General features: G+C 42.8%; 20 protein-coding genes. 19 read left to right on the top strand and 1 reads right to left on the bottom strand.

Annotation, left to right across the window (positions count from 1 at the left end):
* Nucleotides 1–334: 334 nt before the first annotated feature.
* From bcd to ACIQZD_RS01690, 14 genes are all read left to right on the top strand, one after another.
* Nucleotides 335–1,432 carry a branched-chain amino acid dehydrogenase gene (gene bcd, locus ACIQZD_RS01755; protein ID WP_402897566.1) on the top strand — a complete coding sequence of 366 codons (1,098 nt, stop codon included), beginning with the start codon at nt 335–337 and terminating at the stop codon, nt 1,430–1,432.
* 130 nt (nt 1,433–1,562) lie between these two features.
* Entirely contained in the window at nt 1,563–2,984 is a 1,422-nt protein-coding gene (gene lpdA, locus ACIQZD_RS01750; protein WP_402897564.1) for a dihydrolipoyl dehydrogenase, read from the top strand.
* A gap of 24 nt (nt 2,985–3,008) precedes the next feature.
* Nucleotides 3,009–4,004: a thiamine pyrophosphate-dependent dehydrogenase E1 component subunit alpha gene (locus tag ACIQZD_RS01745; protein ID WP_048679300.1), complete on the top strand. Its 996-nt coding sequence runs from the start codon at nt 3,009–3,011 to the stop codon at nt 4,002–4,004.
* A 12-nt stretch (nt 4,005–4,016) separates the two neighbouring features.
* Nucleotides 4,017–5,000: an alpha-ketoacid dehydrogenase subunit beta gene (locus ACIQZD_RS01740; protein ID WP_101222514.1), complete on the top strand. Its 984-nt coding sequence runs from the start codon at nt 4,017–4,019 to the stop codon at nt 4,998–5,000.
* Nucleotides 5,001–5,026: 26 nt separating this feature from the next.
* Nucleotides 5,027–6,313, top strand: coding sequence for a dihydrolipoamide acetyltransferase family protein (locus ACIQZD_RS01735; protein WP_402897561.1), 1,287 nt, complete (start codon nt 5,027–5,029; stop codon nt 6,311–6,313).
* Between the two features lie 606 nt (nt 6,314–6,919).
* The gene (locus ACIQZD_RS01730; RefSeq protein WP_402897559.1) at nt 6,920–8,830 is read left to right on the top strand and encodes a methylmalonyl-CoA mutase family protein; all 1,911 of its coding nucleotides are present in this window, start codon (nt 6,920–6,922) and stop codon (nt 8,828–8,830) included.
* A 1-nt stretch (nt 8,831) separates the two neighbouring features.
* Nucleotides 8,832–11,024 carry a methylmalonyl-CoA mutase gene (gene scpA / locus ACIQZD_RS01725; RefSeq protein ID WP_402897557.1) on the top strand — a complete coding sequence of 731 codons (2,193 nt, stop codon included), beginning with the start codon at nt 8,832–8,834 and terminating at the stop codon, nt 11,022–11,024.
* Nucleotides 11,024–12,151, top strand: coding sequence for a methylmalonyl Co-A mutase-associated GTPase MeaB (gene meaB, locus ACIQZD_RS01720; protein ID WP_402897555.1), 1,128 nt, complete (start codon nt 11,024–11,026; stop codon nt 12,149–12,151). The genes scpA and meaB overlap by 1 nt, the downstream gene beginning before the upstream one ends.
* Nucleotides 12,152–12,361: 210 nt before the next feature.
* Nucleotides 12,362–12,799, top strand: a complete 438-nt coding sequence (locus ACIQZD_RS01715; protein WP_034308239.1) for a BrxA/BrxB family bacilliredoxin — start codon at nt 12,362–12,364, stop codon at nt 12,797–12,799.
* A 310-nt stretch (nt 12,800–13,109) separates the two neighbouring features.
* Nucleotides 13,110–13,913 (top strand): transporter substrate-binding domain-containing protein, encoded by an 804-nt coding sequence (locus ACIQZD_RS01710; protein WP_483878399.1) that lies wholly within the window; start codon nt 13,110–13,112, stop codon nt 13,911–13,913.
* 118 nt (nt 13,914–14,031) lie between these two features.
* Nucleotides 14,032–14,691, top strand: coding sequence for an amino acid ABC transporter permease (locus ACIQZD_RS01705; RefSeq protein WP_034311315.1), 660 nt, complete (start codon nt 14,032–14,034; stop codon nt 14,689–14,691).
* Nucleotides 14,684–15,406 carry an amino acid ABC transporter ATP-binding protein gene (locus tag ACIQZD_RS01700; protein ID WP_402834979.1) on the top strand — a complete coding sequence of 241 codons (723 nt, stop codon included), beginning with the start codon at nt 14,684–14,686 and terminating at the stop codon, nt 15,404–15,406. Before ACIQZD_RS01705 ends, ACIQZD_RS01700 begins: the two co-directional genes overlap by 8 nt.
* A 191-nt stretch (nt 15,407–15,597) precedes the next feature.
* Nucleotides 15,598–16,587, top strand: a complete 990-nt coding sequence (locus tag ACIQZD_RS01695) for an aromatic acid exporter family protein (protein ID WP_230176992.1) — start codon at nt 15,598–15,600, stop codon at nt 16,585–16,587.
* A gap of 31 nt (nt 16,588–16,618) precedes the next feature.
* Nucleotides 16,619–17,134: a L,D-transpeptidase gene (locus ACIQZD_RS01690; protein WP_402897550.1), complete on the top strand. Its 516-nt coding sequence runs from the start codon at nt 16,619–16,621 to the stop codon at nt 17,132–17,134.
* A gap of 40 nt (nt 17,135–17,174) precedes the next feature.
* Here the strand turns inward: ACIQZD_RS01690 and prli42 are convergent, their stop codons facing one another.
* On the bottom strand, nt 17,175–17,270 hold the full coding sequence (gene prli42 / locus ACIQZD_RS01685) for a stressosome-associated protein Prli42 (RefSeq protein ID WP_155726463.1): 96 nt from the start codon (nt 17,268–17,270) through the stop codon (nt 17,175–17,177).
* A gap of 167 nt (nt 17,271–17,437) precedes the next feature.
* On the opposite strand from prli42, the gene mce reads away from it, so the two are divergent.
* The 5 genes from mce to gndA all read left to right on the top strand — a co-directional run bounded on the left by mce (nt 17,438) and on the right by gndA (nt 23,859).
* On the top strand, nt 17,438–17,863 hold the full coding sequence (gene mce / locus ACIQZD_RS01680) for a methylmalonyl-CoA epimerase (RefSeq protein ID WP_202190570.1): 426 nt from the start codon (nt 17,438–17,440) through the stop codon (nt 17,861–17,863).
* Nucleotides 17,860–19,410: an acyl-CoA carboxylase subunit beta gene (locus ACIQZD_RS01675; protein WP_241592376.1), complete on the top strand. Its 1,551-nt coding sequence runs from the start codon at nt 17,860–17,862 to the stop codon at nt 19,408–19,410. Before mce ends, ACIQZD_RS01675 begins: the two co-directional genes overlap by 4 nt.
* A gap of 231 nt (nt 19,411–19,641) precedes the next feature.
* The gene (locus tag ACIQZD_RS01670; RefSeq protein WP_402897546.1) at nt 19,642–20,763 is read left to right on the top strand and encodes a tripeptidase T; all 1,122 of its coding nucleotides are present in this window, start codon (nt 19,642–19,644) and stop codon (nt 20,761–20,763) included.
* Between the two features lie 366 nt (nt 20,764–21,129).
* Nucleotides 21,130–22,404 carry a DNA polymerase IV gene (locus ACIQZD_RS01665; RefSeq protein WP_402897544.1) on the top strand — a complete coding sequence of 425 codons (1,275 nt, stop codon included), beginning with the start codon at nt 21,130–21,132 and terminating at the stop codon, nt 22,402–22,404.
* Nucleotides 22,405–22,446: 42 nt separating this feature from the next.
* On the top strand, nt 22,447–23,859 hold the full coding sequence (gene gndA / locus ACIQZD_RS01660; RefSeq protein WP_352920090.1) for an NADP-dependent phosphogluconate dehydrogenase: 1,413 nt from the start codon (nt 22,447–22,449) through the stop codon (nt 23,857–23,859).
* Nucleotides 23,860–23,885 lie beyond the last annotated feature (26 nt).

The raw sequence follows: 23,885 nt of genomic DNA, 5'->3' as shown, positions 1-23,885 counted from the left end.
AAAAACTGCACGGAATTTTCTGATTTATTTTAATTTAAGCGAGACTCCACTTCTAACATGAAATTTTTTTCAATTTGTTATAGGCTATAGTTGCCCAACATATTAACCAGCATCTCCTTTTTTTGGATAAAAACGCTCTCATTATGTATTTTATTGGCATGTTATTTGCATATTTACAGGTGTATGGATTTTTCAAGGGAACCATTCCCCATAGGGAAAATATCATGTGAGTAGCGGATTTTATTTAAAATGAACGTAGGAACAAGTAAGAATGAGGAGAAATTCAGTGTCCTCATATCTGACATGTATTAAAACATCTAGGGAGGATTCCTTTATGGAAATTTTTAAATATCTTGAGAAGTATGATTACGAGCAACTGCTATTCTGTCAGGACAAACAATCGGGTTTGAAAGCGATTATTGCCATTCATGATACAACATTAGGGCCTGCGCTTGGAGGCACAAGGATGTGGACGTATGCATCTGAAGAAGATGCCATTGAAGATGCCTTAAGGCTTTCGCGAGGAATGACATATAAGAACGCCGCTGCCGGCTTGAATTTAGGCGGGGGGAAGACCGTCATCATCGGCGATCCGCGTAAGGATAAAAATGAAGAGATGTTCCGTGCATTCGGAAGGTATATCCAAGGGCTGAATGGGCGTTATATAACAGCTGAAGATGTAGGTACAACGGTTGAGGATATGGATCTCATTCATGAGGAGACGAATTTTGTCACTGGGATTTCCCCTGCATTCGGTTCTTCGGGTAATCCTTCCCCTGTAACTGCATATGGGGTATACCGCGGTATGAAGGCTGCTGCAAAAGAGGCATTCGGAACTGATTCCTTAGAAGGCAAGGTGGTTGCGGTCCAAGGCGTCGGGAATGTTTCTTATAACTTATGCCGTCACCTTCATGAGGAGGGCGCAAAGCTGATCGTTACGGATATCAATAAAGAAAGCGTGGCCCGTGCGGTTGAATCCTTTGGGGCGACTGCAGTGAATCCTGATGAAATTTATGGAGTCGACTGTGATATCTATGCACCTTGTGCATTAGGGGCTGTCATAAATGATCATACAATCAATCAAATCAAGGCGAAGGTCATTGCAGGTGCGGCCAATAATCAATTAAAGGAACCTGTTCATGGCGATCAAATTCATGAAAAAGGTATTATATATGCTCCTGATTATGTAATTAATGCAGGTGGAGTCATAAACGTGGCCGATGAGCTTTTAGGGTATAATCGGGAAAGAGCCCTTAAGAAAGTGGAAACGGTTTATGATACAATTGAAAGAGTCATCGAGATTGCAAAACGTGATCAAATCCCAACTTATAAAGCGGCGGATAGGATGGCAGAGGAGCGAATTGCTCGCATGAGGAATTCAAGGAGCCAATTCTTGCAAAATGAAAAGCATATCTTGAATGGAAGAAAATGAATGTAGTTTTACAAGATTAGATTCCTGTGTTTTTTTAAATAAACACAGGAATTTTCAACATGAATAACGTAATAAACATAGGGCAAGTAAAAATGGTGCCAATAGTATGTATTTGTGAGGAGGAGTGGTTTTGGCTGAAGAATTTGACCTCGTTATCCTCGGAGGAGGAACAGGCGGGTATGTAGCGGCAATAAGGGCTGCTCAATTAGGATTGAAAACGGCTGTCGTGGAGAAAGGCAAGCTCGGCGGAACGTGTCTACATAAAGGCTGTATCCCTTCGAAAGCACTTTTAAGGAGTGCGGAAGTTTATCAGACTGCAGTGAAAAGTGAGGAATTCGGTATTGTTACCGGGGATGTAAAGGTAGATTTCCTTAAGGTGCAGGAAAGAAAGAATAAAGTCGTCGATCAACTCTATAAAGGTGTTCAGCACTTGATGAAACAAGGAAAGATAACGGTTTATGAAGGGTTAGGGCGTATACTTGGTCCTTCTATATTTTCACCGATGCCTGGGACAATTTCCGTGGAAATGAATGATGGCAGTGAAAATGAAATGCTCATTCCCCAGAATGTCATCATTGCAACGGGTTCGCGTCCAAAGACACTGCCCGGTTTAGCGATTGATGGGGAATTGGTGCTTACATCGGATGAAGCTCTAAAGCTTGAGAGCCTGCCAAAATCAATGATTATTGTAGGCGGTGGAGTTATCGGCATTGAATGGGCTTCGATGCTTAATGATTTTGGTGTGGAAGTGACAGTAGTGGAATATGCAGATAGAATCATCCCGACTGAAGACCATGATATTTCCAGTGAAATGCTTCGTCTCTTAACGAAAAAAGGCGTCAAGTTCGTTACAGGTGCCAAGGTATTGCCTGAAACCCTGAAAACGGATGCTTCAGTATCCATTTCTGCTGAAGTCAAAGGTTCGGTAGAGGAATTCTCAGCTGAAAAAATGCTGGTTTCCGTAGGCAGATCAGCAAATGTTGAAGGGATCGGCCTTGAAAATACGGAAATTGTGAAAGAAAAAGGTTTTATTGAAACCAATGACTTCTTCCAAACGAAGGAATCACATATATATGCGATCGGTGATTGTATCGGCGGTCTGCAATTGGCTCACGTTGCCTCCCATGAAGGTATTACGGCCGTTGAACATATCGCAGGCCAAAAACCGGAACGGCTGGATTATTCGCTCATTTCAAAATGTGTGTATTCAAGCCCTGAAGCTGCAAGTGTCGGTTTGACGGAAGAACAGGCAAACAAGGAAGGCTATGATCTTAAAATTGGGAAATTCCCATTCCGTGCAGTTGGTAAGGCCCTTGTTTTCGGGGAAGCGGATGGCTTTGTAAAAATCATCGCCGATAAGAAATCGGATGATATACTGGGCGTTCATATGATCGGGCCACATGTTACGGATATGATTTCTGAAGCGGGACTTGCAAAAGTGCTTGATGCGACACCTTGGGAAATAGGCAAGACAATTCATCCGCACCCAAGTCTTTCTGAAGCAATCGGAGAAGCGGCCCTTGCTGTCGATGGACGTGCCATTCATTCTTAAAGAATAAGGTCAGGAGGTTTTATGATGGTAGAAAAACGTCATGAACAATTAGGCTTAAATGAGGAAACGGTTTTAGATATGTACCGGACAATGCTTTTGTCCCGCAGAATTGATGAGCGCATGTGGCTTTTAAACCGATCCGGGAAAATTCCCTTCGTGATTTCCTGCCAGGGGCAAGAAGCTGCACAGGTTGGGGCAGCGTTTGCGCTTGATCGGCAAAAGGATTATGTACTGCCTTATTATCGGGATGTAGGTGTGGTACTTACCTTCGGAATGACCGCAAAAGACTTGATGCTTTCGGGTTTCGCCAAAGAGGAAGATCCCAATTCCGGCGGGCGCCAAATGCCTGGTCATTTCGGTCAAAAGAAAAATAGGATCGTCACTGGATCATCGCCTGTAACGACACAGGTCCCGCATGCTGTTGGAATTGCCCTTGCAGGGAAGATGGAAGGTAAGGATTTGGTAACATTCGTAACGTTTGGGGAAGGTTCATCCAATCAAGGCGATTTTCATGAAGGGGCCAACTTTGCAGGTGTGCACAAGCTACCGGTCATTTTCATGTGTGAAAATAATAAATATGCAATTTCAGTTCCTATTGAGAAACAGCTATCGTGTGAAAATGTTTCTGACAGGGCGATTGGCTATGGGATGCCTGGAATAACGGTGGATGGCAATGATCCATTGGAAGTGTATGCAGCGGTGAAAGAAGCGGCTGACCGTGCCCGAAGGGGAGAAGGCCCTACACTGGTGGAGACCGTTTCATACAGGCTCACACCTCATTCAAGTGATGATGATGACCGAAGCTACCGGACTGCGGACGAAGTGGCTGAAGCCAAAACGAAGGATTCCATAATGACATTTGGAGCGTATTTAAAAGAAGTGGGAATCATGGATGATGACCTTGAGAAACAAATGAATGATGAAGTCATGAAGATAGTCAACGAAGCAACCGATTATGCTGAAAATGCTCCATATCCGAAGGCTGAAAGTGCTATGAATCATGTGTATGCACAAAAGTAAGGGGGTAATAGAATGCCAGTGATTTCATATATAGATGCCGTGACAATGGCAATGAGGGAAGAGATGGAACGTGATTCCCGTGTATTCGTATTGGGTGAGGATGTAGGAAAAAAAGGTGGGGTCTTTAAAGCCACTAATGGTTTATACGACCAATTCGGTGAAGCCAGGGTCATCGATACCCCGCTCGCTGAATCTGCAATTGCAGGAGTGGGCATTGGAGCCGCCATGTATGGGCTTCGGCCGATAGCTGAGATGCAATTCGCTGATTTCATCATGCCTGCCATTAACCAAATCGTTTCAGAGGCAGCCAAAATTAGATATCGTTCTAATAATGACTGGAGCTGCCCAATGGTAATCCGTGCTCCATATGGCGGAGGGATTCATGGAGCTCTTTATCATTCACAATCGGTTGAAGCAATCTTTGCCAATCAGCCGGGTTTGAAAATAGTGATGCCTTCCACTCCTTATGATGTAAAGGGTTTGCTTAAAGCTGCCATTCGTGACGAAGACCCAGTGCTTTTCTTTGAACATAAACGGGCGTACCGCTTGATCAAGGGTGAGGTACCTACTGAAGATTATGTACTTCCCATCGGTAAGGCGGATGTGAAAAGGGAAGGGGAAGACATTACTGTCATCTCCTATGGCCTTTGTGTGCATTTTGCCCTTCAGGCAGCAGAAAAATTAGCTGCAGATGGAATTTCTGCACATGTTCTTGACTTGCGTACCGTCTATCCTTTGGATAAGGATGCCATCATAGAAGCGGCTTCTAAAACGGGGAAAGTATTACTGGTTACGGAAGATAATAAAGAAGGAAGCATCATGAGTGAGGTCGCAGCCATCATTGCCGAGCATTGCCTTTTTGATTTGGATGCCCCTGTAAAACGATTGGCCGGACCTGATGTACCAGCCATGCCATATGCGCCTACGATGGAAAAACAATTTATGGTGAATCCTGATAAAGTGGAAAAAGCAATGAGGGAATTGGCCGAGTATTAATGACTGTTAAGAAGGAGGAACGAATTATGGCTATGGAATTAATGAAGATGCCTCAACTAGGCGAAAGTGTCACAGAGGGAACCATCAGTAAATGGCTAGTGAAGCCTGGGGATCATGTCACGAAATACGACCCGCTAGCTGAAGTGATGACGGATAAAGTAAATGCTGAGGTTCCTTCTTCCTTTACGGGCATCATCAAGGAATTGAAAGCTGATGAGAATCAAACATTGGCAGTCGGGGAAGTCATTTGCTCGATTGAAGTTGAAACGGCAAAGACGGATAACGATAATGCTGGGCAAGCTGTTTCTCAGAGTGAGGAAAATGTTGATGCACCTGTTACAAGGGAAGTGCAGCAAGCGGCCGAACCATCAAGGAAAGCTCGCTATTCGCCTGCCGTATTAAAACTTTCCCAGGAGCATGGAATAGATCTTTCAAAAGTTAAAGGAACGGGGAATGAGGGACGGATCACCCGTAAAGATTTACTGAAACTTGTTGAATCAGGGAATCTTCCTAAGGCGGATGAGCCTTCCGTGATATCCGATTCGGCTCCAAAAGAGATTGTCCCTCAAGTTAGTCGTCAAACCAGTCCAGTAACAAACGTGCCGACTGCTGCTGGTGACAAGGAAATACCTGTTACCGGAATCCGTAAGGCAATTGCGTCCAATATGTTGAAAAGTAAGCACGAAATCCCGCATGCTTGGACGATGGTGGAAGTTGACGCTAGCAATATGGTGAAGTTGCGTGATAATCTAAAATCCGACTTTAAACAAAAAGAAGGCTATAATTTAACGTACTTTGCCTTTTTCGTAAAAGCGGTTGCTCAAGCCCTTACGGAATTTCCAGAGCTCAATTCGATGTGGGCAGGCGAAAAAATCATACAAAAGAAAGAAATCAATATATCAATAGCCGTTGCAACTGAAGATGCCTTATTTGTACCGGTCATTAAAAATGCGGATGAAAAATCAATCAAAGGTATAGCGAGGGAGATACAGGAACTTGCATCCAAAGTGAAGTCGGGTAAGTTAAAAGCAGAGGATATGCAAGGTGGTACGTTCACTGTTAATAACACTGGCTCATTCGGTTCTGTCCAGTCCATGGGAATCATCAATTATCCACAGGCGGCCATTTTACAAGTTGAAACGATTGTAAAACGCCCAGTGGTCATAAATGACATGATTGCAGTACGAGATATGGTGAATCTCTGTTTATCACTTGATCATCGTGTTTTGGACGGACTGGTTTGCGGACGATTCCTCGCGAGGGTTAAAGAAATCATCGAAAAGATTTCCAAAGATAACACTTCCATATACTAAAATGAAGAAAAGGAAGGCCCGAAGGTTATTCCTTTAGACTGTAGGCAAACTCGATGAATCGAGTTTGCCTACAGTTTTTTTATGATTGGTACAATTTGAACGTTGTTTGGAACTCCAGGCATAGGGTCTCCCTGGACGCGCTATTCTAAGCAGGAGTCCCGCAAACCCGTTCCAATCATCATTGTTTTAAAATTTTGATGGAAACCATATCTAAGGTGATGAGGGTGGTTCCTGAACATCATTTAGTCTAGCAGTTATCGATTTCCCTTTCACTTTTGATTTAGTCAAAGATGAAGTATGCCGAAGTCGTTCAGCAAAGTTTAACCCTGTTTTCTCTTTTCCGTAGAAAAACATCGACAAAAATTTTATTTTTGATATTATTTTATTAAGAGCTGTTCTAATACAGATCAGGGGCTGTACTTGATTTATAAAGAGGCGAAATAGGATAGTGTTTTCCCTTATAACAGATTTGCTAATTTCTATTGTCTTAAATTTCAAGAAAAATATGGTAGAATGTTAGTATAATCCAGATTAAATTGACGGGAGGGTGGTTTTCTTATCCAAAACTGACTGAGCGTTCGTTCTCCCAATGAAGGGAAAGGGCGTATGAGGCGGCAAAAGATAAGAAAGCGATTACAGATGGAACTGAAAGATGTAAAAAACATAACCTTTCCTAAGCCTTCTTTTGAAGAGTGGAAAGAAGCTGCGGAAGCAAGTTTAAAAGGGAAAAGTATAGAAAAGCTAAAAACGAATACATATGAGGGCATCACTTTATATCCGCTCTATACAGAAAAGGCGGAATCAACGGAAAAAGTAGCTGAATTGCCAGGATTCTTCCCTTTCACCCGAGGAACGTCCCCAACGGGATATCATGAAAAACCTTGGCTTGTCGTTCAACCTGTAAGCGGTATCACGGCGGAAGAAGCAAATGAAAAGATGAAGGCTTCATTCAAGCGCGGTCAAAATGTCGTGGCATACCCTGCACGATTGCTTGCCGAGGGAGCAAGGGCTGAAAAATTGTTTAAGGATATCCCATTAAAAGAAATCCCGGTTTTCATTGACCTTAAGGGGAAACAAAAAGGATTATTCCCTCAATTCAAAGCGATTGCCGAAGCACAAAATACCCAATTGACAGGCGTTATTGCTGAGGATCCCATTGCAGAATGGCTCATTTGCGGTCAGCTGCCAGAAGATACGGATAACTATTTTGCAGACTGGCTGAAGACGATCCAAGATTATCAGAAGGTAGGCAGGGATTTAAAAACAGTTTTGATTAATACGGCAGTCTACCATAATGGAGGAGCCAATGCCGTACAAGAAATAGCTTACGGATTATCGGCAGCCGTCCAATATCTATTGGAAGGGCAAAAGCAAGGGCTTTCTATTGCTTCGGTTTCCGAAAAAATAGTATTCTCTTTTGCTGTGGATTCAAATTACTTCATGTCCATCGCTAAGCTACGGGCTGCAAGAAGGCTTTGGGCAGGTCTTGCAGAAGCTTTCGATACAGCATCTGACCATTTTAAAATGGCGATACATGCCGTTACTTCCGAGTTGACAGAAACTCTATACGATCAGCACGTCAATATTCTTCGGACAACAAACCAAGCTTTCGCTGCCGCTATTGGAGGCATTCAATATCTTCAAATTCATCCATTCACACACGCAACTGGTGAAACCGATGATTTCTCAGAAAGAATTGCCCGTAATACTCACTTGATTTTAAAAGAAGAAACAAATATCACAACAGTGGTCGATCCTGCTGGCGGTTCATGGTATGTTGAGCAACTAACGGATGAATTGGCTGAAAAGGCCTGGGCGAAATTCCTTGAAATCGATGCAGCTGGAGGGATTCTTGAGCTAATTAAACAAGGCACCCTTCAGAAGGAAATAGCTGAAGTTTACCATGAAAAAGTTCAAAATGCGGCTTTCAGAAAAGAAAGTATCATCGGAACGAATGTATATCCGAATCCCGCTGATAAGATTAAAACCACGACACAGGATAACCATGTGTCATATATGAAAGTTGAGAAGCCGGTTGGCATTACCCCACTTGACTTGGATCGGGTATCCATTCAGTTCGAACAGTTAAGACTACGCAGTGAAAAGTATAAAGAAATAAGTGGAACGGCTCCAACTATTGGTTTAATTAATTTGAAAAATCTTAAATCCTATAAACCTCGTGCAGATTTCGTTACAAGTCTTGCTGCAGCAGGTGGTATTGAAACAATCGGCAGTAAGGGGTGTCAGACCGTTGAGGAAGCAGTCGATTATGTAGCTGCGACCAAGCTCCCTATCTATTGTATTTGCGGCAGTGATGGTGACTATTCGGAATTAGCGCCAATCACCATTAAAGAAATTAAAAAGCAATTCCCTGAAATCACTATTTATAGTGCCGGCAAGCAGCAAGAAGAATTTGAGATTACACTTAGTGAAGCCGGGGTCAAAGATTTTATCCATGTCAAAACGAATGCAATAGCCATATTATCGGAATTATTGCAGAAGCTGGGGGTGAACTGAAATGAAAAAACCGAATTTTTCTACTATAAATCCTGCTAAGTCTGAGGTTAAAGGTACGGTGGAAGCATGGAAAAGGGAAGCCGAAAAAGCCGTTGGGAAAAACATTGAGGGTCTTTTGTTTGAAACCAATGAACAAATAAAAATCAAACCGCTTTATATTGAGGAAGATAATCGTAACTTGGAGCATATGGAAAGTGTGCCAGGCATCGCTCCTTTTACAAGAGGACCCTATCCTTCGATGTATGTCAATCGTCCTTGGACGGTACGTCAGTATGCAGGTTTTTCGACTGCTGAGGAATCCAATGCGTTTTACAGACGTAACCTGGCGATGGGGCAAAAAGGGCTCTCAGTTGCCTTTGATTTAGCTACACACCGCGGTTATGACTCAGATCATCCACGCGTTGTCGGTGATGTGGGGAAGGCGGGAGTTGCCATTGATTCAATTCTTGACATGAAAATCCTGTTTGACGGCATTCCGCTTGATCAAATGTCCGTGTCAATGACAATGAACGGCGCAGTATTACCCATCCTTGCATTTTATATCGTGACAGCTGAAGAACAAGGCGTAACACAGGATAAGCTTTCAGGCACGATTCAAAATGACATCTTAAAGGAATACATGGTTCGGAATACGTATATCTACCCACCTGAAATGTCCATGAAAATCATAGCTGATATATTTGAGTATACATCCAAATATATGCCAAAATTCAATTCCATTTCCATCTCCGGTTATCATCTTCAAGAAGCGGGGGCGCCGGCTGATATCGAACTTGCCTATACGTTGGCGGATGGGCTTGAGTATGCACGTACCGGAATGAAAGCAGGTATTGATATCGATAAATTCGCACCACGCCTGTCATTCTTCTGGGCTGTAGGAATGAACTATTTCATGGAAGTGTCGAAAATGCGGGCGGCTCGTTTCATTTGGTCAAAACTGATGAAACAATTCGAGCCGAAAAATAATAAAGCGATGGCATTGAGAACCCATTCCCAAACCTCCGGCTGGAGCCTCTCCGAGCAGGATCCGTTTAATAATGTCGCAAGGACCCTTATTGAAGCGCATGCCGCTGCACTTGGGCATACACAGTCCCTGCATACGAACGCATTGGATGAGGCCATTGCCCTGCCAACGGATTTCTCGGCACGCATTGCACGTAACACACAGCTATATCTGCAGGAGGAAACGGGAATCACAAAAGTAATCGATCCATGGGCGGGTTCATACTATGTAGAATCACTCACAAATGAATTGATCGAACGGGCATGGGCTCACATAGAAGAAATCGAAGGCCTTGGCGGAATGGCGAAGGCTATTGAAACCGGCCTTCCAAAAATGAGGATCGAGGAAGCCGCTGCAAAGCGTCAGGCTAAAATCGATTCTCAAGATGAAACGATCGTAGGCGTAAATAAGTATCGTTTGAAAAAAGAAGATCCGATTGAAATACTGGAGATAGATAATACAGCAGTTCGCGAAAGTCAGCTTAAGCGTTTGAGCGAATTAAAAGCGAAACGTGATCAGGAAAAGGTGGATGAAGCCCTTCAAGCGCTATCCATGGCTGCCAGAACTGGCGAAGGTAACCTTCTTGAACTGGCTGTGAAAGCTGCAAGAGTACGTGCTTCATTAGGTGAAATCTCCGATGCGATCGAAGAGGTTGCTGGACGTCACAAAGCAACGATCCGTTCTATCAGCGGCGTATACAGCTCGGCATACTCAAAGGAATCAGAAATTGAGGAAGTCATCCGCATGACTGAAGAGTTTCTTGAAAATGAAGGAAGAAGACCGCGTTTGTTAATGGCTAAAATGGGTCAGGACGGTCATGATCGTGGAGCTAAAGTAGTCGGAACGGGGTTTGCGGATTTGGGCTATGATGTCGATATCGGTCCATTATTCCAAACACCGAAAGAAACCGCCATCCAGGCCGTGGAAAATGATGTGCATGTAGTCGGAATGAGTTCGCTTGCTGCCGGCCATAAAACATTGTTGCCGCAGCTTATGACGGAACTGAAGAACTTGGGACGTGAGGACATTATAGTGATCGTAGGCGGCGTCATCCCTGCACAGGATTATGATTACCTAATGGAAAATGGCGCTACAGCCATTTTTGGACCTGGTACGGTCATTCCACAGGCAGCAAAGAAAGTGCTTCAGGAAATATACAATCGCCTCGGATATGAGGAAGTGGCTCAATAATGAGTGAAGACAAGAAGCCCGAATGGGTCGATCCTAACAATCAGGAAGGTTTTGCTTCTTCATTAAAGCCAGGTGTAGAATTAGCAGCAAGCCATAACAAACCTTCTAAAAGCAAATTCGTCAAAAAACATAATGTAAACATACCGATCCATGAACTTAAAGAGGGAATCATAAAAGGTGATAGGGCCAAGCTAGCTAAAGGGATTACATTGGTTGAAAGCAATGCATCCCACCACTTGGATCATGCACAGGAATTATTGCATGCCATCCTTCCTCATACAGGAAATTCGATTCGCATCGGGATTTCCGGGGTGCCCGGTGCCGGAAAAAGTACCTTCATAGAGGCGTTCGGAACCTACTTATGTGACAGGGGCCATAAGGTTGCCGTTCTAGCCGTCGATCCAAGCTCTTCGATCAATGGCGGAAGTATACTAGGCGATAAGACAAGGATGGAGGAGCTGGCAAGAAACCCCCATGCCTTCATAAGACCCTCTCCATCCGAAGGCACCTTAGGAGGAGTTCACCGCAAAACGAGGGAAACGATGTTGCTTTGTGAAGCGGCAGGATTTGACGTGATACTGATTGAAACTGTCGGTGTCGGTCAGAGTGAAGCTATAGTTCGAAGTATGGTTGACTTCTTCATGCTCCTTGTCCTTACTGGTGCCGGAGATGAATTACAAGGGATGAAAAAAGGGATTCTGGAACTTGTGGACGGAATTGTGGTCAATAAAGCTGACGGAGAGAACATTCCGCTGGCGATTAGGACGAAGTCCGAATATAGCAGAATCTTGCACTTCCTTCAGCCAGCAACAAAGGGATGGGCAGGAAAGGCATATACTTGTTCAGCCATAACCGGTAAAGGAATTCCTGAGCTTTGGGATGTAATGAATGAATTTTCCGATTTGACCAAGGAATCGGGTGTTTTTCAAGAACGGAGAAGAATGCAATCTAGGGAATGGCTTTATTCATTGATGGATCACCAGCTTAAAACGATGTTTTATAAAAATGAAACCGTCAAGAGTCTTCTCCCAATTCTCGAGAATCAAGTGATGTCAGGGAATAAAACGGTCACTGCTGCTGTTAAGCAGGCCTTTCAATCTTTTACCGATACATTTAAGTCAAATTAAAAAGAAATGGGATGGGGCAGGCGTGGATTGTCTCCCATGCCTGCCCCATCCTTTTGTAAGTCTTGTTGTTACACACATGATTCCCGCTTACCTTTCGTTTTAAACGTGTTCAGAAATGGTTTATGCAGTTTTGACAGGTAAATTTATTGAATCACGAAGTGGCAATTGTTATGATAGGATTGAAGAGAAAACTTGGAAGGGGAACATGCCATGAATATGGATTTTAATTTTTTAATGAACGACGTAGTCAAACAGGCTCGCGATGAGATAAAGACTGCTGGATATACAGAATTGACTACTCCCGAGGAAGTAGAGGAAGTATTTGCACAAAAAGGAACGACACTTGTTATGGTCAACTCCGTTTGTGGCTGCGCCGGGGGAATAGCTAGACCTGCAGCGGCACATGCAATCCATAATGATAAACGCCCAGATCAGCTTGTAACCGTTTTTGCTGGGCAAGATAAAGAGGCGACGGAGAAAGCCCGTGATTATTTCGAAGGATATCCGCCGTCATCTCCATCATTTGCATTGCTTAAGGATGGAAAAATCATCACGATGATAGAGCGCCATGAAATTGAAGGACACCACCCGATGTCTGTAGTAGAAAAATTACAAGACTACTTCGATCAATATTGCGAAGAAGTGTAAACCATAGCGATAACCTAAAAACCCGCCCAATCGGCGGGTTTTTTTATTCATGAATCTGCATAAATAAGGAACGTTTAGGAAAGAAGATAGATAAGGAAGCCGAAATATTCCCTTTAAGGAAAAGCGCGAATCCAGAAATGGAATTATAGTAATATTCTGAAAAATGAATCTATTATTTACGTTATTGAATAATTATTAGAGTGTGTTAAAATACACATTAGTGTATGAATATTAGTTATTCGAATTTTAACTAAACCAAATTTAATAACAAGAGAATTGAAAATATCATTTTGGAGGAATAATAATGAAGTTGAAAAAGCAGTTAGCATTGTTGCTTACTTCTGTTTTATTAGTAGGTATTTTAGCGGCATGCGGAACATCAGAGAAAGAAGATAAGAACACAGCTGACAAAGAAGACAAAAAGGTTCTGGTAATGGGAACATCTGCGGATTATCCGCCATTTGAATTTGTTGAAACGTCTAAAAGTGATGAAATTCAAGGATTTGACATTGATATCGCTAAAGCAATCGGAAAAAAATTAGGTTATGAGGTCCAAGTGAAGGACATTGACTTTAATAGTCTTGTGCCTGCTTTGGAAAATAAATCGGTCGATTTCGTTATCTCTGGAATGACTCCAACTGAAAAACGTGAGCAATCAGTCGATTTCAGTGACATTTACTATACAGCTAAAAACATGATCATCACGACAGAGGACAGTAAGATCAAAACTGTTGAAGATTTAAAAGGGAAAACGGTAGGCGTACAGCTTGCATCCATCCAGGAGACATTGGCAAATGATTTGAATAAATCCCAAAATATCGGGATGAAAGTTGAAAAACGGAATCGTATTCCTGAAGTTGTTCAAGAAATGTCAACAGGACGTTTTGACGCCGTGATCATGGAAGATACTGTTGCTAAAGGCTACTTGAAAGATAATAAAGAGTTGGTGGGCCATTTGATCGAGTCTGGTGATCAAGATGCCGGTTCGGCAATCGCTTTCCAAAAAGGAAGCAAGTTAACTGAAGAATTCAATGCCGAGTTGAAAAAAATGATGGAAAATGGCGAAATGGAAAAATTAATATTAAAATGGTTCGGTGGCAGTGAAACTGAATAAAACGGAGAGATGAAAAGCGTTCAGAATGCCTTCTGAACGTTTTTCCGCGCTTTATTGTTAAAAAAAATAAAGCAGGAGAAAGGACCGATAATGGTCTTCATAAGAGAGGATGAATGGAGTGAATCTGGAATTTGAAAGGATTATGCCTTCCCTTCCATATATCCTGGAGGGGATACCCACTACATTAAAGGTTGTAGCGGTAGCGGCAGTAATCGGATTTGTTTTGGGAATATTATTATCTATACTTAAAATCAGCAGAATCAAGCCATTGAATTGGATTGCTGACTTTTATACATCCATTTTTCGCGGTACTCCTTTGGTGCTGCAATTAATGCTGATTTATTTTGGTTCGCCACAAATATTAGGGATTCAAATCGAAGCGTTCCAAGCAGCATTTTTAGCATTCGGGCTAAATTCAGCGGCATATATTTCTGAAATTATCAGGGGCGGCATTTTAGCGGTCGATAAAGGCCAACGAGAGGCTGCACTTGCACTTGGGGTTCCCTATTCAGGGATGATGCTTAATATTATCCTTCCGCAGGCCATCAAGAATATCCTGCCATCCCTTGTTAACGAATTGATTTCCTTAACGAAGGAATCAGCCGTTGTCACAATTATTGGATTAGGGGATATCATGCGCCGTGCTTATATTGTCGGCGGTGAGACATATAAATTCTTCGAGCCGATTTTATTTGCCGGTCTCATTTATTATGTGATGGTCATGATTCTCACCATCTTGGGCAAAGTGATTGAAAGGAGAATGAGACGCAGTGATTAAAATTGATGGACTTAAAAAAAATTATGGTAAGCTCGAGGTTTTAAAAGGAATCAGCACCGAGATAGGACAGGGTGAAGTGGTAGCGATCATCGGTCCATCCGGTTCGGGAAAATCAACTTTCTTGCGCTGCATCAATATGCTTGAAACTCCAACTGATGGTCAAATCAGGTTTAAAGATCAAATCATCACTGAAAAAAAGACCAATATCATGAAGGTGCGTGAAAATGTCGGAATGGTATTTCAGCATTTTCATTTATTTCCACATAAAACCGTACTGGAGAATCTGATATATGCACCTATGAAGGTGAAAAAACTATCAAAGGCCGAGGCTGTAAAACAAGCTCGTGAGCTCTTGACTAAAGTCGGTTTGGCCGATAAAGAATCTACTTATCCGAATCGTCTGTCAGGCGGACAAAAACAAAGGGTCGCGATTGCACGGGCATTGGCAATGAACCCGGAAGTAATGCTTTTCGATGAGCCGACTTCAGCGCTTGATCCCGAAATGGTAAAAGAAGTGCTCGAGGTTATGAAGTCACTGGCACATACGGGGATGACCATGCTGATCGTAACGCATGAAATGGGATTTGCCAAAGAAGTGGCCGATCGAGTACTATTCCTGGACGGGGGTCTGCTCGTTGAGGAAAGTGCTCCTGAAGAATTCTTTTCCAATCCGAAAAGCCAGCGTGCAAAAGACTTCTTGGAAAAAGTTTTATAAGTTAAAGTAAATAGTATATAATTGTGAAAAAAGGTAACGTTTAGGTTACCTTTTTTATTTTTTTCCTATAATGTATTTTTGCGTGAATGTATTTAGAAAAATTGGAAATTTAACTCGCAAAGGACTGTGAAAATATCTCATTTCCTGATAGTATTATAATAGATTGAGAAAGAGCCAGGTGATACATAACAATGTTTAAAATCGGATACAGGACGATTAAAACTGCTTTGGGGGCCACCCTGGCAATTATTATTGCACAAATGCTTAATCTCGAATATTTCTCTGCTGCGGGAATCATTGCGATCTTATGCATTCAAGTTACGAAAAAAAAGTCGGTGTATGCCTCCTGGCACCGGTTATTAGCTTGTTTGATTGCAATGGCCTATGCATCCCTATTGTTTCAGTTCATCGCATTCCACCCGCTGGTAATAGGTTTGATCCTCTTGATTTTCATTCCAACGACAGTTGCCTTGAAGATTAATGAGGGGATTGTGACGAGCAGCGTCATCATCATGCACCTATATGGGTCGGGTGATATCACTTTTTCCCTGCTGATCAATGAAACGATATTAATTGCAGTAGGAGTTGGAGTGGCGCTTGTCATGAATCTGTACATGCCCAGTGTCGATGACAAACTGCTGGCCTATCAGGAAAGTATCGAAACTAATTTTAGTGCGATCTTGATGGGGATTGTCCGCTACTTAAGGGATAATGATCACACATGGGATGGTAAGGAAATCACCGAAACGGCCAATCTTCTTAATCAGGCCAAAAGCCTCGCCTTCAGGGATGTGGAAAATCATTTTTTAAGGGAAGAAGACCTGTATTACCATTATTTCAAAATGCGTGAAAAGCAGTTTGAAATAATTGAACGAATTCTTCCCCTAGTCACGAATATCCCGTTGGTCGTCAAGCAAAGCGGGATAGTGGCTGATTTTATAGAAGATTTGGCAGAAAACGTCCACCCGCAAAATACGGCCATTCTTTATCTGAAAAAGCTTGAAGAAATGGAGATTCATTTTAGGGGGATGGCACTGCCGCAGACACGGGAAGAGTTCGAATCCAGGGCCGCATTGCTGCAGCTCATGAAGGAAATGGAGCGCTATTTATTGTTGAAGCATTCTTTCAAGGGGTTGCCCAAGCTGACCAGCAACCGAATGAAAAAGAGGCACTTGGCTTAAACTAAGCAAAAAAGTAAAGGAATTGATACAAATGAAATGGATCCTTACTTTGTTGCTTATGCTATCTTTGTGGCCGCTTCAGGTACAAGCCCAACCTCAGTCGGTCAAGCCTGGCGATCCGTTTATCATCATCAATAAAGCCAACAATAAATTGGCGTTCATTGATGATAACGAGGTCAAGGAGATTCTGCCGGTCGGTACGGGAAAGAGTCAGGAACTGACGCCTGAAGGTATTTTCACGGTAAAAGTAAAAGCGGTCAATCCATATTACCGGAAAAAGAATATTCCTGGAGGCGATCCAAGAAACCCTCTGGGGTCGCGGTGGATTGGATTCGATGCACGAAATACCGATGGGAGGATTTACGGCATTCATGGTACGAATCAGCCATCATCAATTGGTAAATACATATCAAATGGCTGTGTACGGATGCATAAATCCGATGTAGAGCGATTGTACGAAAAAGTCCCCATCGGCACTAAGGTGTTGATCACCATATCGGCCGAGGATTTCAAAACGTTGGCAAAGAAAAATGGAGCGATAAAATAAAGAGAGGGAAGCTTTGCTCCCCTCCCCATCACGGTGTCTATTACAAAAGAAATGCGATACCTGATAATAAGCTTGTTAATAACATTGAGATAAGCATTAAATAAACGACGATTTTTCTGATTTTCTTGTTTCCCATATGCCCTCTCCCTTAAAACAGTTTAATTGATTTTATTTTAACTTGAACATTTAGTAGAAACAAGTAAAAGTATAATGTTCATATTATTCCGAATCTTAAAAGGTTTTAATGCAAGATTAGTAGTATTTTAATGGAGTCATCCAATAATACATAGCATGGAGGTTTTTATGATGATTAAAAATATCGATCATATCGGTATTGCCGTCAAGTCACTGGATGAAGCATTGCCGCTTTACACGGAAACGTTGAAATTGCAACTTGAAGGAATCGAGACAGTGGAGAGCCAAGGAGTGAAAGTGGCCTTCATCCTGGCAGGCAATACGCGTTTGGAGTTGTTGGAAGCGTTGTCACCGGCAAGCCCAATCGCCAAATTCATCGAAAAACGCGGTGAAGGGATTCATCATGTGGCCCTTGGCGTCGATGACATCGAAGATAGAATAAAAGAAATCAAAGAATCTGGATTGCGCATGATTGATGATTCATCAAGAAAGGGAGCGCACAATGCGGATGTAGCTTTCGTTCATCCCAAGTCAACCGCGGGTGTATTATATGAGCTTTGTGAACAAGCATTATCAAAGGAGGAGCAGGAATGACAGACATATATGATACGATCAATGACCTATATGACAGACGCCGCAAAGTGGAAATGGGCGGCGGTGAAGAAAGAATCGATAAGCAGCATGAAAAGGGCAAACTTACTGCAAGGGAAAGAATTGAACTTTTAGTTGATCCGGGTACTTTCATAGAGCTTAATCCTTTTATCAAACACCGTAATACCAATTTTGGCATGGAAAAGGAAGAGGGACCTGGAGAAGGGGTTGTCACCGGTTACGGAAAGGTCAACGGCCGCGACATTTATCTGTTTTCACAGGATTTTACTGTTTTTGGCGGAGCACTCGGTGAAATGCATGCTCTGAAAATTGCCAATGTTATGGATTTAGCAGCGGAAAATGGAGCACCATTCATTGGTTTGAACGATTCTGGCGGGGCTCGTATTCAAGAAGGTGTAGTTTCGCTTGACGGATATGGCCAAATATTTTACCGGAATTCGATTTATTCAGGGGTCATTCCACAGATTTCGGTTATTATGGGACCTTGTGCAGGCGGAGCCGTATATTCCCCAGCCATAACCGACTTTGTCTTCATGGTTGAAAAAACGAGCCAAATGTTCATAACAGGGCCTAAAGTCATTGAAACGGTTACAGGTGAGAAGATTTCATCTGAAGGATTGGGTGGAGCGACTGTACATAATACCATAAGCGGTAATGCCCATTTCAAGGGGGCGTCTGAGGAGCAAGTATTGGCGGACGTTAGACGTCTCCTGAGCTATCTTCCACAAAATAATGAAGAGAAGCCGCCGGTTTTGGATGCGGACGATGGAGATGACTACCGTCCGGACTTAACGGATGTAGTACCTTATGAAGGGATCCGTCCATATGATGTTCGGAAAGTATTGGAGCAGGTTGTCGATGAGGATTCCTTTATGGAAGTTCAAGAGGGTTTTGCGAAAAACATAGTGGTCGGCTTGGCGCGCATCAAAGGGAAATCAGTGGGGCTTGTCTGTAACCAGCCAAAGGTGTTGGCAGGGGGGCTTGATATTGATTCATCAGATAAGGCTGCCCGTTTTATTCGTTTCTGTGACTCGTTTAACATTCCGCTAATTACGTTTGAAGACGTTTCGGGCTTCTTCCCGGGCGTTAAACAGGAACATGGCGGGATCATTCGTCATGGTGCAAAGCTCCTATATGCTTATTCGGAAGCGACAGTACCAAAATTGACGATCATCCTGCGTAAAGCATACGGAGGAGCTTACGTGGCACTTAATAGTAAATCCATCGGTGCGGATCTTACGTTTGCATGGCCGAATGCTGAAATCGCGGTAATGGGTTCTGCTGGAGCGGCAAATATCATTTTTGCCCGTGAAATACAAAATAGCGAAGATCCGGAGGCGACACGTGCAGCTAAAATTGAAGAATACCGTGAGAAGTTCGCCAATCCATATGTTGCCGCAAGTCTTGGAATGGTGGATGATGTTATTGATCCCCGTGAAACCAGGATTAAGATCATTCAATCTTTAGAAATGCTACGTAACAAAAAAGAAACTCGACCATGGAAAAAACACGGAAATATCCCGTTGTGATCAACATTGCAAGGAGCCCAAACTATCTGTTTTGGGCTCTTTTCCATACTGGGAAGATCTCATTTTAAAGAAAACCATAATAAGTCATCATTCACCTTTTTAACAAGGCCTTCTGGCAGGGAAATGACCAGCATGCTTTATCAGGCTGGGTTCTTCCTTTCACATTATTTGCCGGGGCGCGGCTTTTAGAAGTATAATTAAAGAGGAAAACTTTTTTGGAGGTTTTATTTTATGATTAATGAAGAACGTTTAGTTAATGAATTTATGGAATTGGTGCAGATTGATTCCGAAACGAAAAATGAAGCAGCCATCGCCAAAGTGCTGAAAGAAAAATTCGGGGCACTGGGTGTAGAAGTTTTTGAAGATGATACAACAGCAGTTACCGGTCATGGTGCAGGGAATTTAGTATGTACTTTAAAAGGAATGAAAGAAGGCGTGGATACCATTTATTTCACCTCCCATATGGATACGGTTGTTCCTGGGAACGGAATCAAGCCTTCCATCAAAGATGGATACATAGTGTCAGACGGAACGACCATTTTAGGGGCGGATGACAAAGCTGGATTAGCGGTCATGTTAGAAACGCTTAAAGTGTTGAAAGAACAGAATATCGAACATGGAACAATCGAATTCATCATAACAGTCGGTGAAGAATCTGGCTTGGTTGGTGCAAAGGCATTGGATCGCTCCCTTGTAATGGCTAAATTCGGTTTTGCACTTGATAGTGATGGAAAAGTGGGCAATGTGGTTGTTGCAGCACCTACTCAGGCGAAAGTGTCCGCAACCATTTTAGGCAAGACTGCTCACGCTGGTGTCGCTCCTGAGAAAGGCGTTTCGGCCATTACGATCGCTGCCAAAGCAATCTCTAGAATGCCATTAGGCAGAATCGACGAGGAAACGACAGCCAATATCGGACGTTTCCAGGGTGGACAGCAAACCAATATTGTTTGTGACCATGTGGAAATCCTTGCAGAAGCAAGATCCCTGATTCCTGAAAAAATGGAAATACAGGTAGCGAAAATGAAAGAGGCATTCGAGACTGCAGCCATTGAAATGGGCGGACGTGCTGAAGTTGAAGTTAACGTCATGTATCCTGGTTTTAAATATGGTGCTGGTGATCATGTAGTCGAAATCGCAAGGAAGGCAGCAGAGAAAATCGGCCGTCCATGCGAGCTGGTTAAAAGCGGCGGAGGAAGCGATGCGAATGTCATTGCAGGCTTTGGCATCCCTACTGTCAATCTCGCAGTGGGCTATGAAGATATCCATACTACGAATGAAAGAATTCCGGTTGAGGAATTAACGAAGCTAGCTGAAATGGTCGTCACTATCATCAAAGAAGTATCAGGGGAATAATCACCTGCAATATGACAGGGTAATGTAGGAGTTTTCAATCGAAGCATTTCTTGCGAAGGATGAGGAATATGCCTTGTCGATTGAACCCGTGAAATTCTTGATTTATACCCTTTGAACGGTGCCTTATTAAGTAATCGGTGTTGCCGTTTGATTACGACATTGATCAGCAAGAACTCGTATATATTTGGAAAGCGTTCAAAGTATTGAAGGAATACAGTCATCAATGACATGATGGCTGTTTTTCTTGGAGTGGAGCATCTATCACCGAGGTTACCAAAGATAAATAGGGGTACCTTAATAGAAATGGTTTTTTATTGTCCCTATTATCCGGTGTTTTTTATTTTTACAAGGATGTGACGGTCAAACATGAAGGACATGTATCCCAAAAATGGCAGGGTCATTCTCCATGTAGACATGAATAGTTTCTATGCTTCAGTGGAAATGTCATATGATGTTTCATTGAAAGGCAAACCGCTTGCCATTGCGGGCAATGTTGAAGAGAGAAGGGGGATAATCGTCACCTGCAGCTATGAGGCGAGGAAGTTCGGGGTTAAAACGACCATGCCGATTTGGCAGGCAAAAAAACTATGTCCTCAATTAGTCATTCAGAAACCGAATTTCGAGCGCTATCGAAAGGCATCACTGGCTATTTTCGATGTATTGAGGCAATATACAGAGATGGTTGAACCGGTTTCGATAGATGAGGGGTATCTGGATATTAGTGAATGCGCTGAATTGGGTTCGCCTTTAGATATAGCCAATAGCATTCAGGAAAGAATTTTTAATACGATGGATCTCCCTTGCAGCATCGGGATTGCCCCTAATAAATTTTTGGCCAAAACTGCTTCTGATATGAAGAAGCCAATGGGAATCACCGTGTTAAGGAAACGGGACATCCCGGAAAAGCTCTGGCCTTTACAAGTTGGCGAAATGCACGGCATCGGGGATAAGACCTCGGAAAAGCTTCAAACTATCGGGATAAAGACGATCAGGGACCTTGCACACGCCAATGATAGTCAACTTAAGCAGCTACTTGGTATCAATGGCATCCGTTTGAAGGATAGGGCTAATGGAATCGACCCCAGGGTAGTGGATCCCGAAGCGATTTTTGAGCATAAGAGCATTGGGAACTCGACAACTCTTCCGCATGACTCTGCCAACCAAAAAGAACTGATTGGTGTATTGGAAAAGCTTTCCGGTAAGGTAGCCGTCCGTTTGAGAAATAAACGCCTGCTTGGTCAAAAAATAGGTGTGACGATCCGTTACAAAGACCGCCGCACTATAACGAGAAGCAGAACGGTTCCTAATCCAGTTTTTGAAAAAAAGGATATTTTGGATGGAGCTATCGATCTATTCATGAAAAATTGGAATGGGGAAGGAATCAGGCTTCTTGGTGTCACTGCCTATGATGTCATCGAAAAAGAGTCGGCCTTCAAGCAACTGGATATTTTCTCCTTTCAAGAGGATGCAGAAAAAGAACCTCTGTATGAAGCGATGGAACACTTGCAAAATAAGTACGGAGAAAATATTATTAAAAAGGGATTACCCTTGAAAAATCGTTCAATTGGAACAGACACTAGCTTCAGTAAAGATTTCTTTGAGCAATCCAGGAGGAATGATCCTTCTTTTGACAAAGATTAGCGTACAAGCTGTGTAAAGATATAGAGAAGGGAAAGATGAATCATGACAAAACAGCAGATTGGCGTTATCGGACTAGCCGTAATGGGCAAGAACCTTGCATTTAATATTGAAAGCAGGGGATATTCAATTTCCGTGTATAATCGCTCAGGATCAAAAACGGACGAAATGATGAAGGAAGCGGAAGGCAAAAACGTAACAGCCGCTTATACGCTTGAAGAATTCGTCAATTCTTTGGAAACACCCCGCAAAATTTTATTGATGGTTAAAGCCGGAGCTGCAACGGATGCAACAATCGAGCAATTAAAACCGTTACTTGAAAAAGGTGATATCGTTATTGATGGAGGGAATACCTTCTTCAAGGACACTCAGCGCCGTAATGAGGAGTTAAGCAAGCTTGGCATCCATTTCATCGGTACAGGCGTGTCAGGAGGGGAAGAAGGAGCTCTGACAGGTCCATCCATCATGCCTGGAGGCCAAAAAGAAGCATATGAACTGGTTGCACCGATCTTGAAGGACATTTCAGCTAAGGTCGATGGGGATGCTTGCTGCACGTATATCGGACCGGATGGGGCAGGTCATTATGTTAAAATGGTACATAATGGTATTGAATACGGAGACATGCAATTGATTTCCGAATCTTATTTCCTTCTGAAAAATCTTCTTGGATTATCTGCTGAAGAATTGCATGAAGTCTTCTCTGAATGGAATGAAGGGGAACTTGATAGCTATTTAATTGAAATTACTGCTGATATTTTCAAAAAATATGATGAAGAAACCGGCAAGCCGATGGTCGATGTCATTTTAGATAAAGCTGGCCAAAAAGGTACTGGGAAATGGACAAGTCAAAGCGCGCTTGATCTTGGTGTTCCGCTTCCAATCATTACGGAATCCGTATTCGCCCGGTTTATTTCAGCAATCAAGGACGAGCGTGTTGAAGCTAGTAAAATCCTTCGTGGGCCAAAAGCCGAATCATTTACAGGCGACAAAAAGGCTTTGATCGAAAGTATCCGTAAAGCACTTTATATGAGCAAAATCTGTTCATATGCACAAGGATTTGCACAAATGAAAGCAGCATCAGAAGAAAATGACTGGAACTTGCAATATGGGGAAATCGCGATGATTTTCCGTGGCGGCTGTATCATCCGTGCACAATTCCTCCAAAAAATCAAGGAAGCGTACGATCGTGAAGCGAACTTGAACAACCTTCTTCTAGATCCTTACTTCCAAGGAATCGTCGAAAGCTATCAAGGAGCTTTGCGTGAGGTGGTATCAACGGCAGTGATGAATGGAATCCCGGTTCCTTGCTTGTCATCAGCACTTGCCTATTTCGACAGCTATCGTACAGAAACGCTGCCAGCTAACCTTATTCAAGCTCAGCGTGACTATTTTGGAGCTCATACTTATCAACGCATTGATAAAGAAGGAACGTTCCATACCGAATGGATGGAAAAATAAAAAGTTCAAGCCGGCTTAAAAGGGGA

It is taken from the genome of Peribacillus sp. NPDC096447 (assembly GCF_044762725.1).
In the GTDB taxonomy this organism is placed as follows: Bacteria; Bacillota; Bacilli; order Bacillales; family DSM-1321; genus Peribacillus.
Note: the sequence above shows the minus strand (reverse complement) of the source record. Positions and strands in the feature narration are given on the sequence as shown.

Bases quoted from the DNA above. Each gene is read 5' to 3' on its own strand.
- ACIQZD_RS01730 (WP_402897559.1), top strand. From the start codon at position 6,920: ATGAGGCGGCAAAAGATAAGAAAGCGATTACAGATGGAACTGAAAGAT.
- ACIQZD_RS01715 (WP_034308239.1), top strand. From the start codon at position 12,362: ATGAATATGGATTTTAATTTTTTAATGAACGACGTAGTCAAACAGGCT.
- prli42 (WP_155726463.1), bottom strand. From the start codon at position 17,270: ATGGGAAACAAGAAAATCAGAAAAATCGTCGTTTATTTAATGCTTATC.
- ACIQZD_RS01670 (WP_402897546.1), top strand. From the start codon at position 19,642: ATGATTAATGAAGAACGTTTAGTTAATGAATTTATGGAATTGGTGCAG.
- scpA (WP_402897557.1), top strand. From the start codon at position 8,832: ATGAAAAAACCGAATTTTTCTACTATAAATCCTGCTAAGTCTGAGGTT.
- ACIQZD_RS01675 (WP_241592376.1), top strand. From the start codon at position 17,860: ATGACAGACATATATGATACGATCAATGACCTATATGACAGACGCCGC.
- ACIQZD_RS01695 (WP_230176992.1), top strand. From the start codon at position 15,598: ATGTTTAAAATCGGATACAGGACGATTAAAACTGCTTTGGGGGCCACC.
- ACIQZD_RS01690 (WP_402897550.1), top strand. From the start codon at position 16,619: ATGAAATGGATCCTTACTTTGTTGCTTATGCTATCTTTGTGGCCGCTT.
- ACIQZD_RS01665 (WP_402897544.1), top strand. From the start codon at position 21,130: ATGAAGGACATGTATCCCAAAAATGGCAGGGTCATTCTCCATGTAGAC.
- ACIQZD_RS01735 (WP_402897561.1), top strand. From the start codon at position 5,027: ATGGCTATGGAATTAATGAAGATGCCTCAACTAGGCGAAAGTGTCACA.
- ACIQZD_RS01745 (WP_048679300.1), top strand. From the start codon at position 3,009: ATGGTAGAAAAACGTCATGAACAATTAGGCTTAAATGAGGAAACGGTT.
- mce (WP_202190570.1), top strand. From the start codon at position 17,438: ATGATGATTAAAAATATCGATCATATCGGTATTGCCGTCAAGTCACTG.
- bcd (WP_402897566.1), top strand. From the start codon at position 335: ATGGAAATTTTTAAATATCTTGAGAAGTATGATTACGAGCAACTGCTA.
- meaB (WP_402897555.1), top strand. From the start codon at position 11,024: ATGAGTGAAGACAAGAAGCCCGAATGGGTCGATCCTAACAATCAGGAA.
- gndA (WP_352920090.1), top strand. From the start codon at position 22,447: ATGACAAAACAGCAGATTGGCGTTATCGGACTAGCCGTAATGGGCAAG.
- ACIQZD_RS01740 (WP_101222514.1), top strand. From the start codon at position 4,017: ATGCCAGTGATTTCATATATAGATGCCGTGACAATGGCAATGAGGGAA.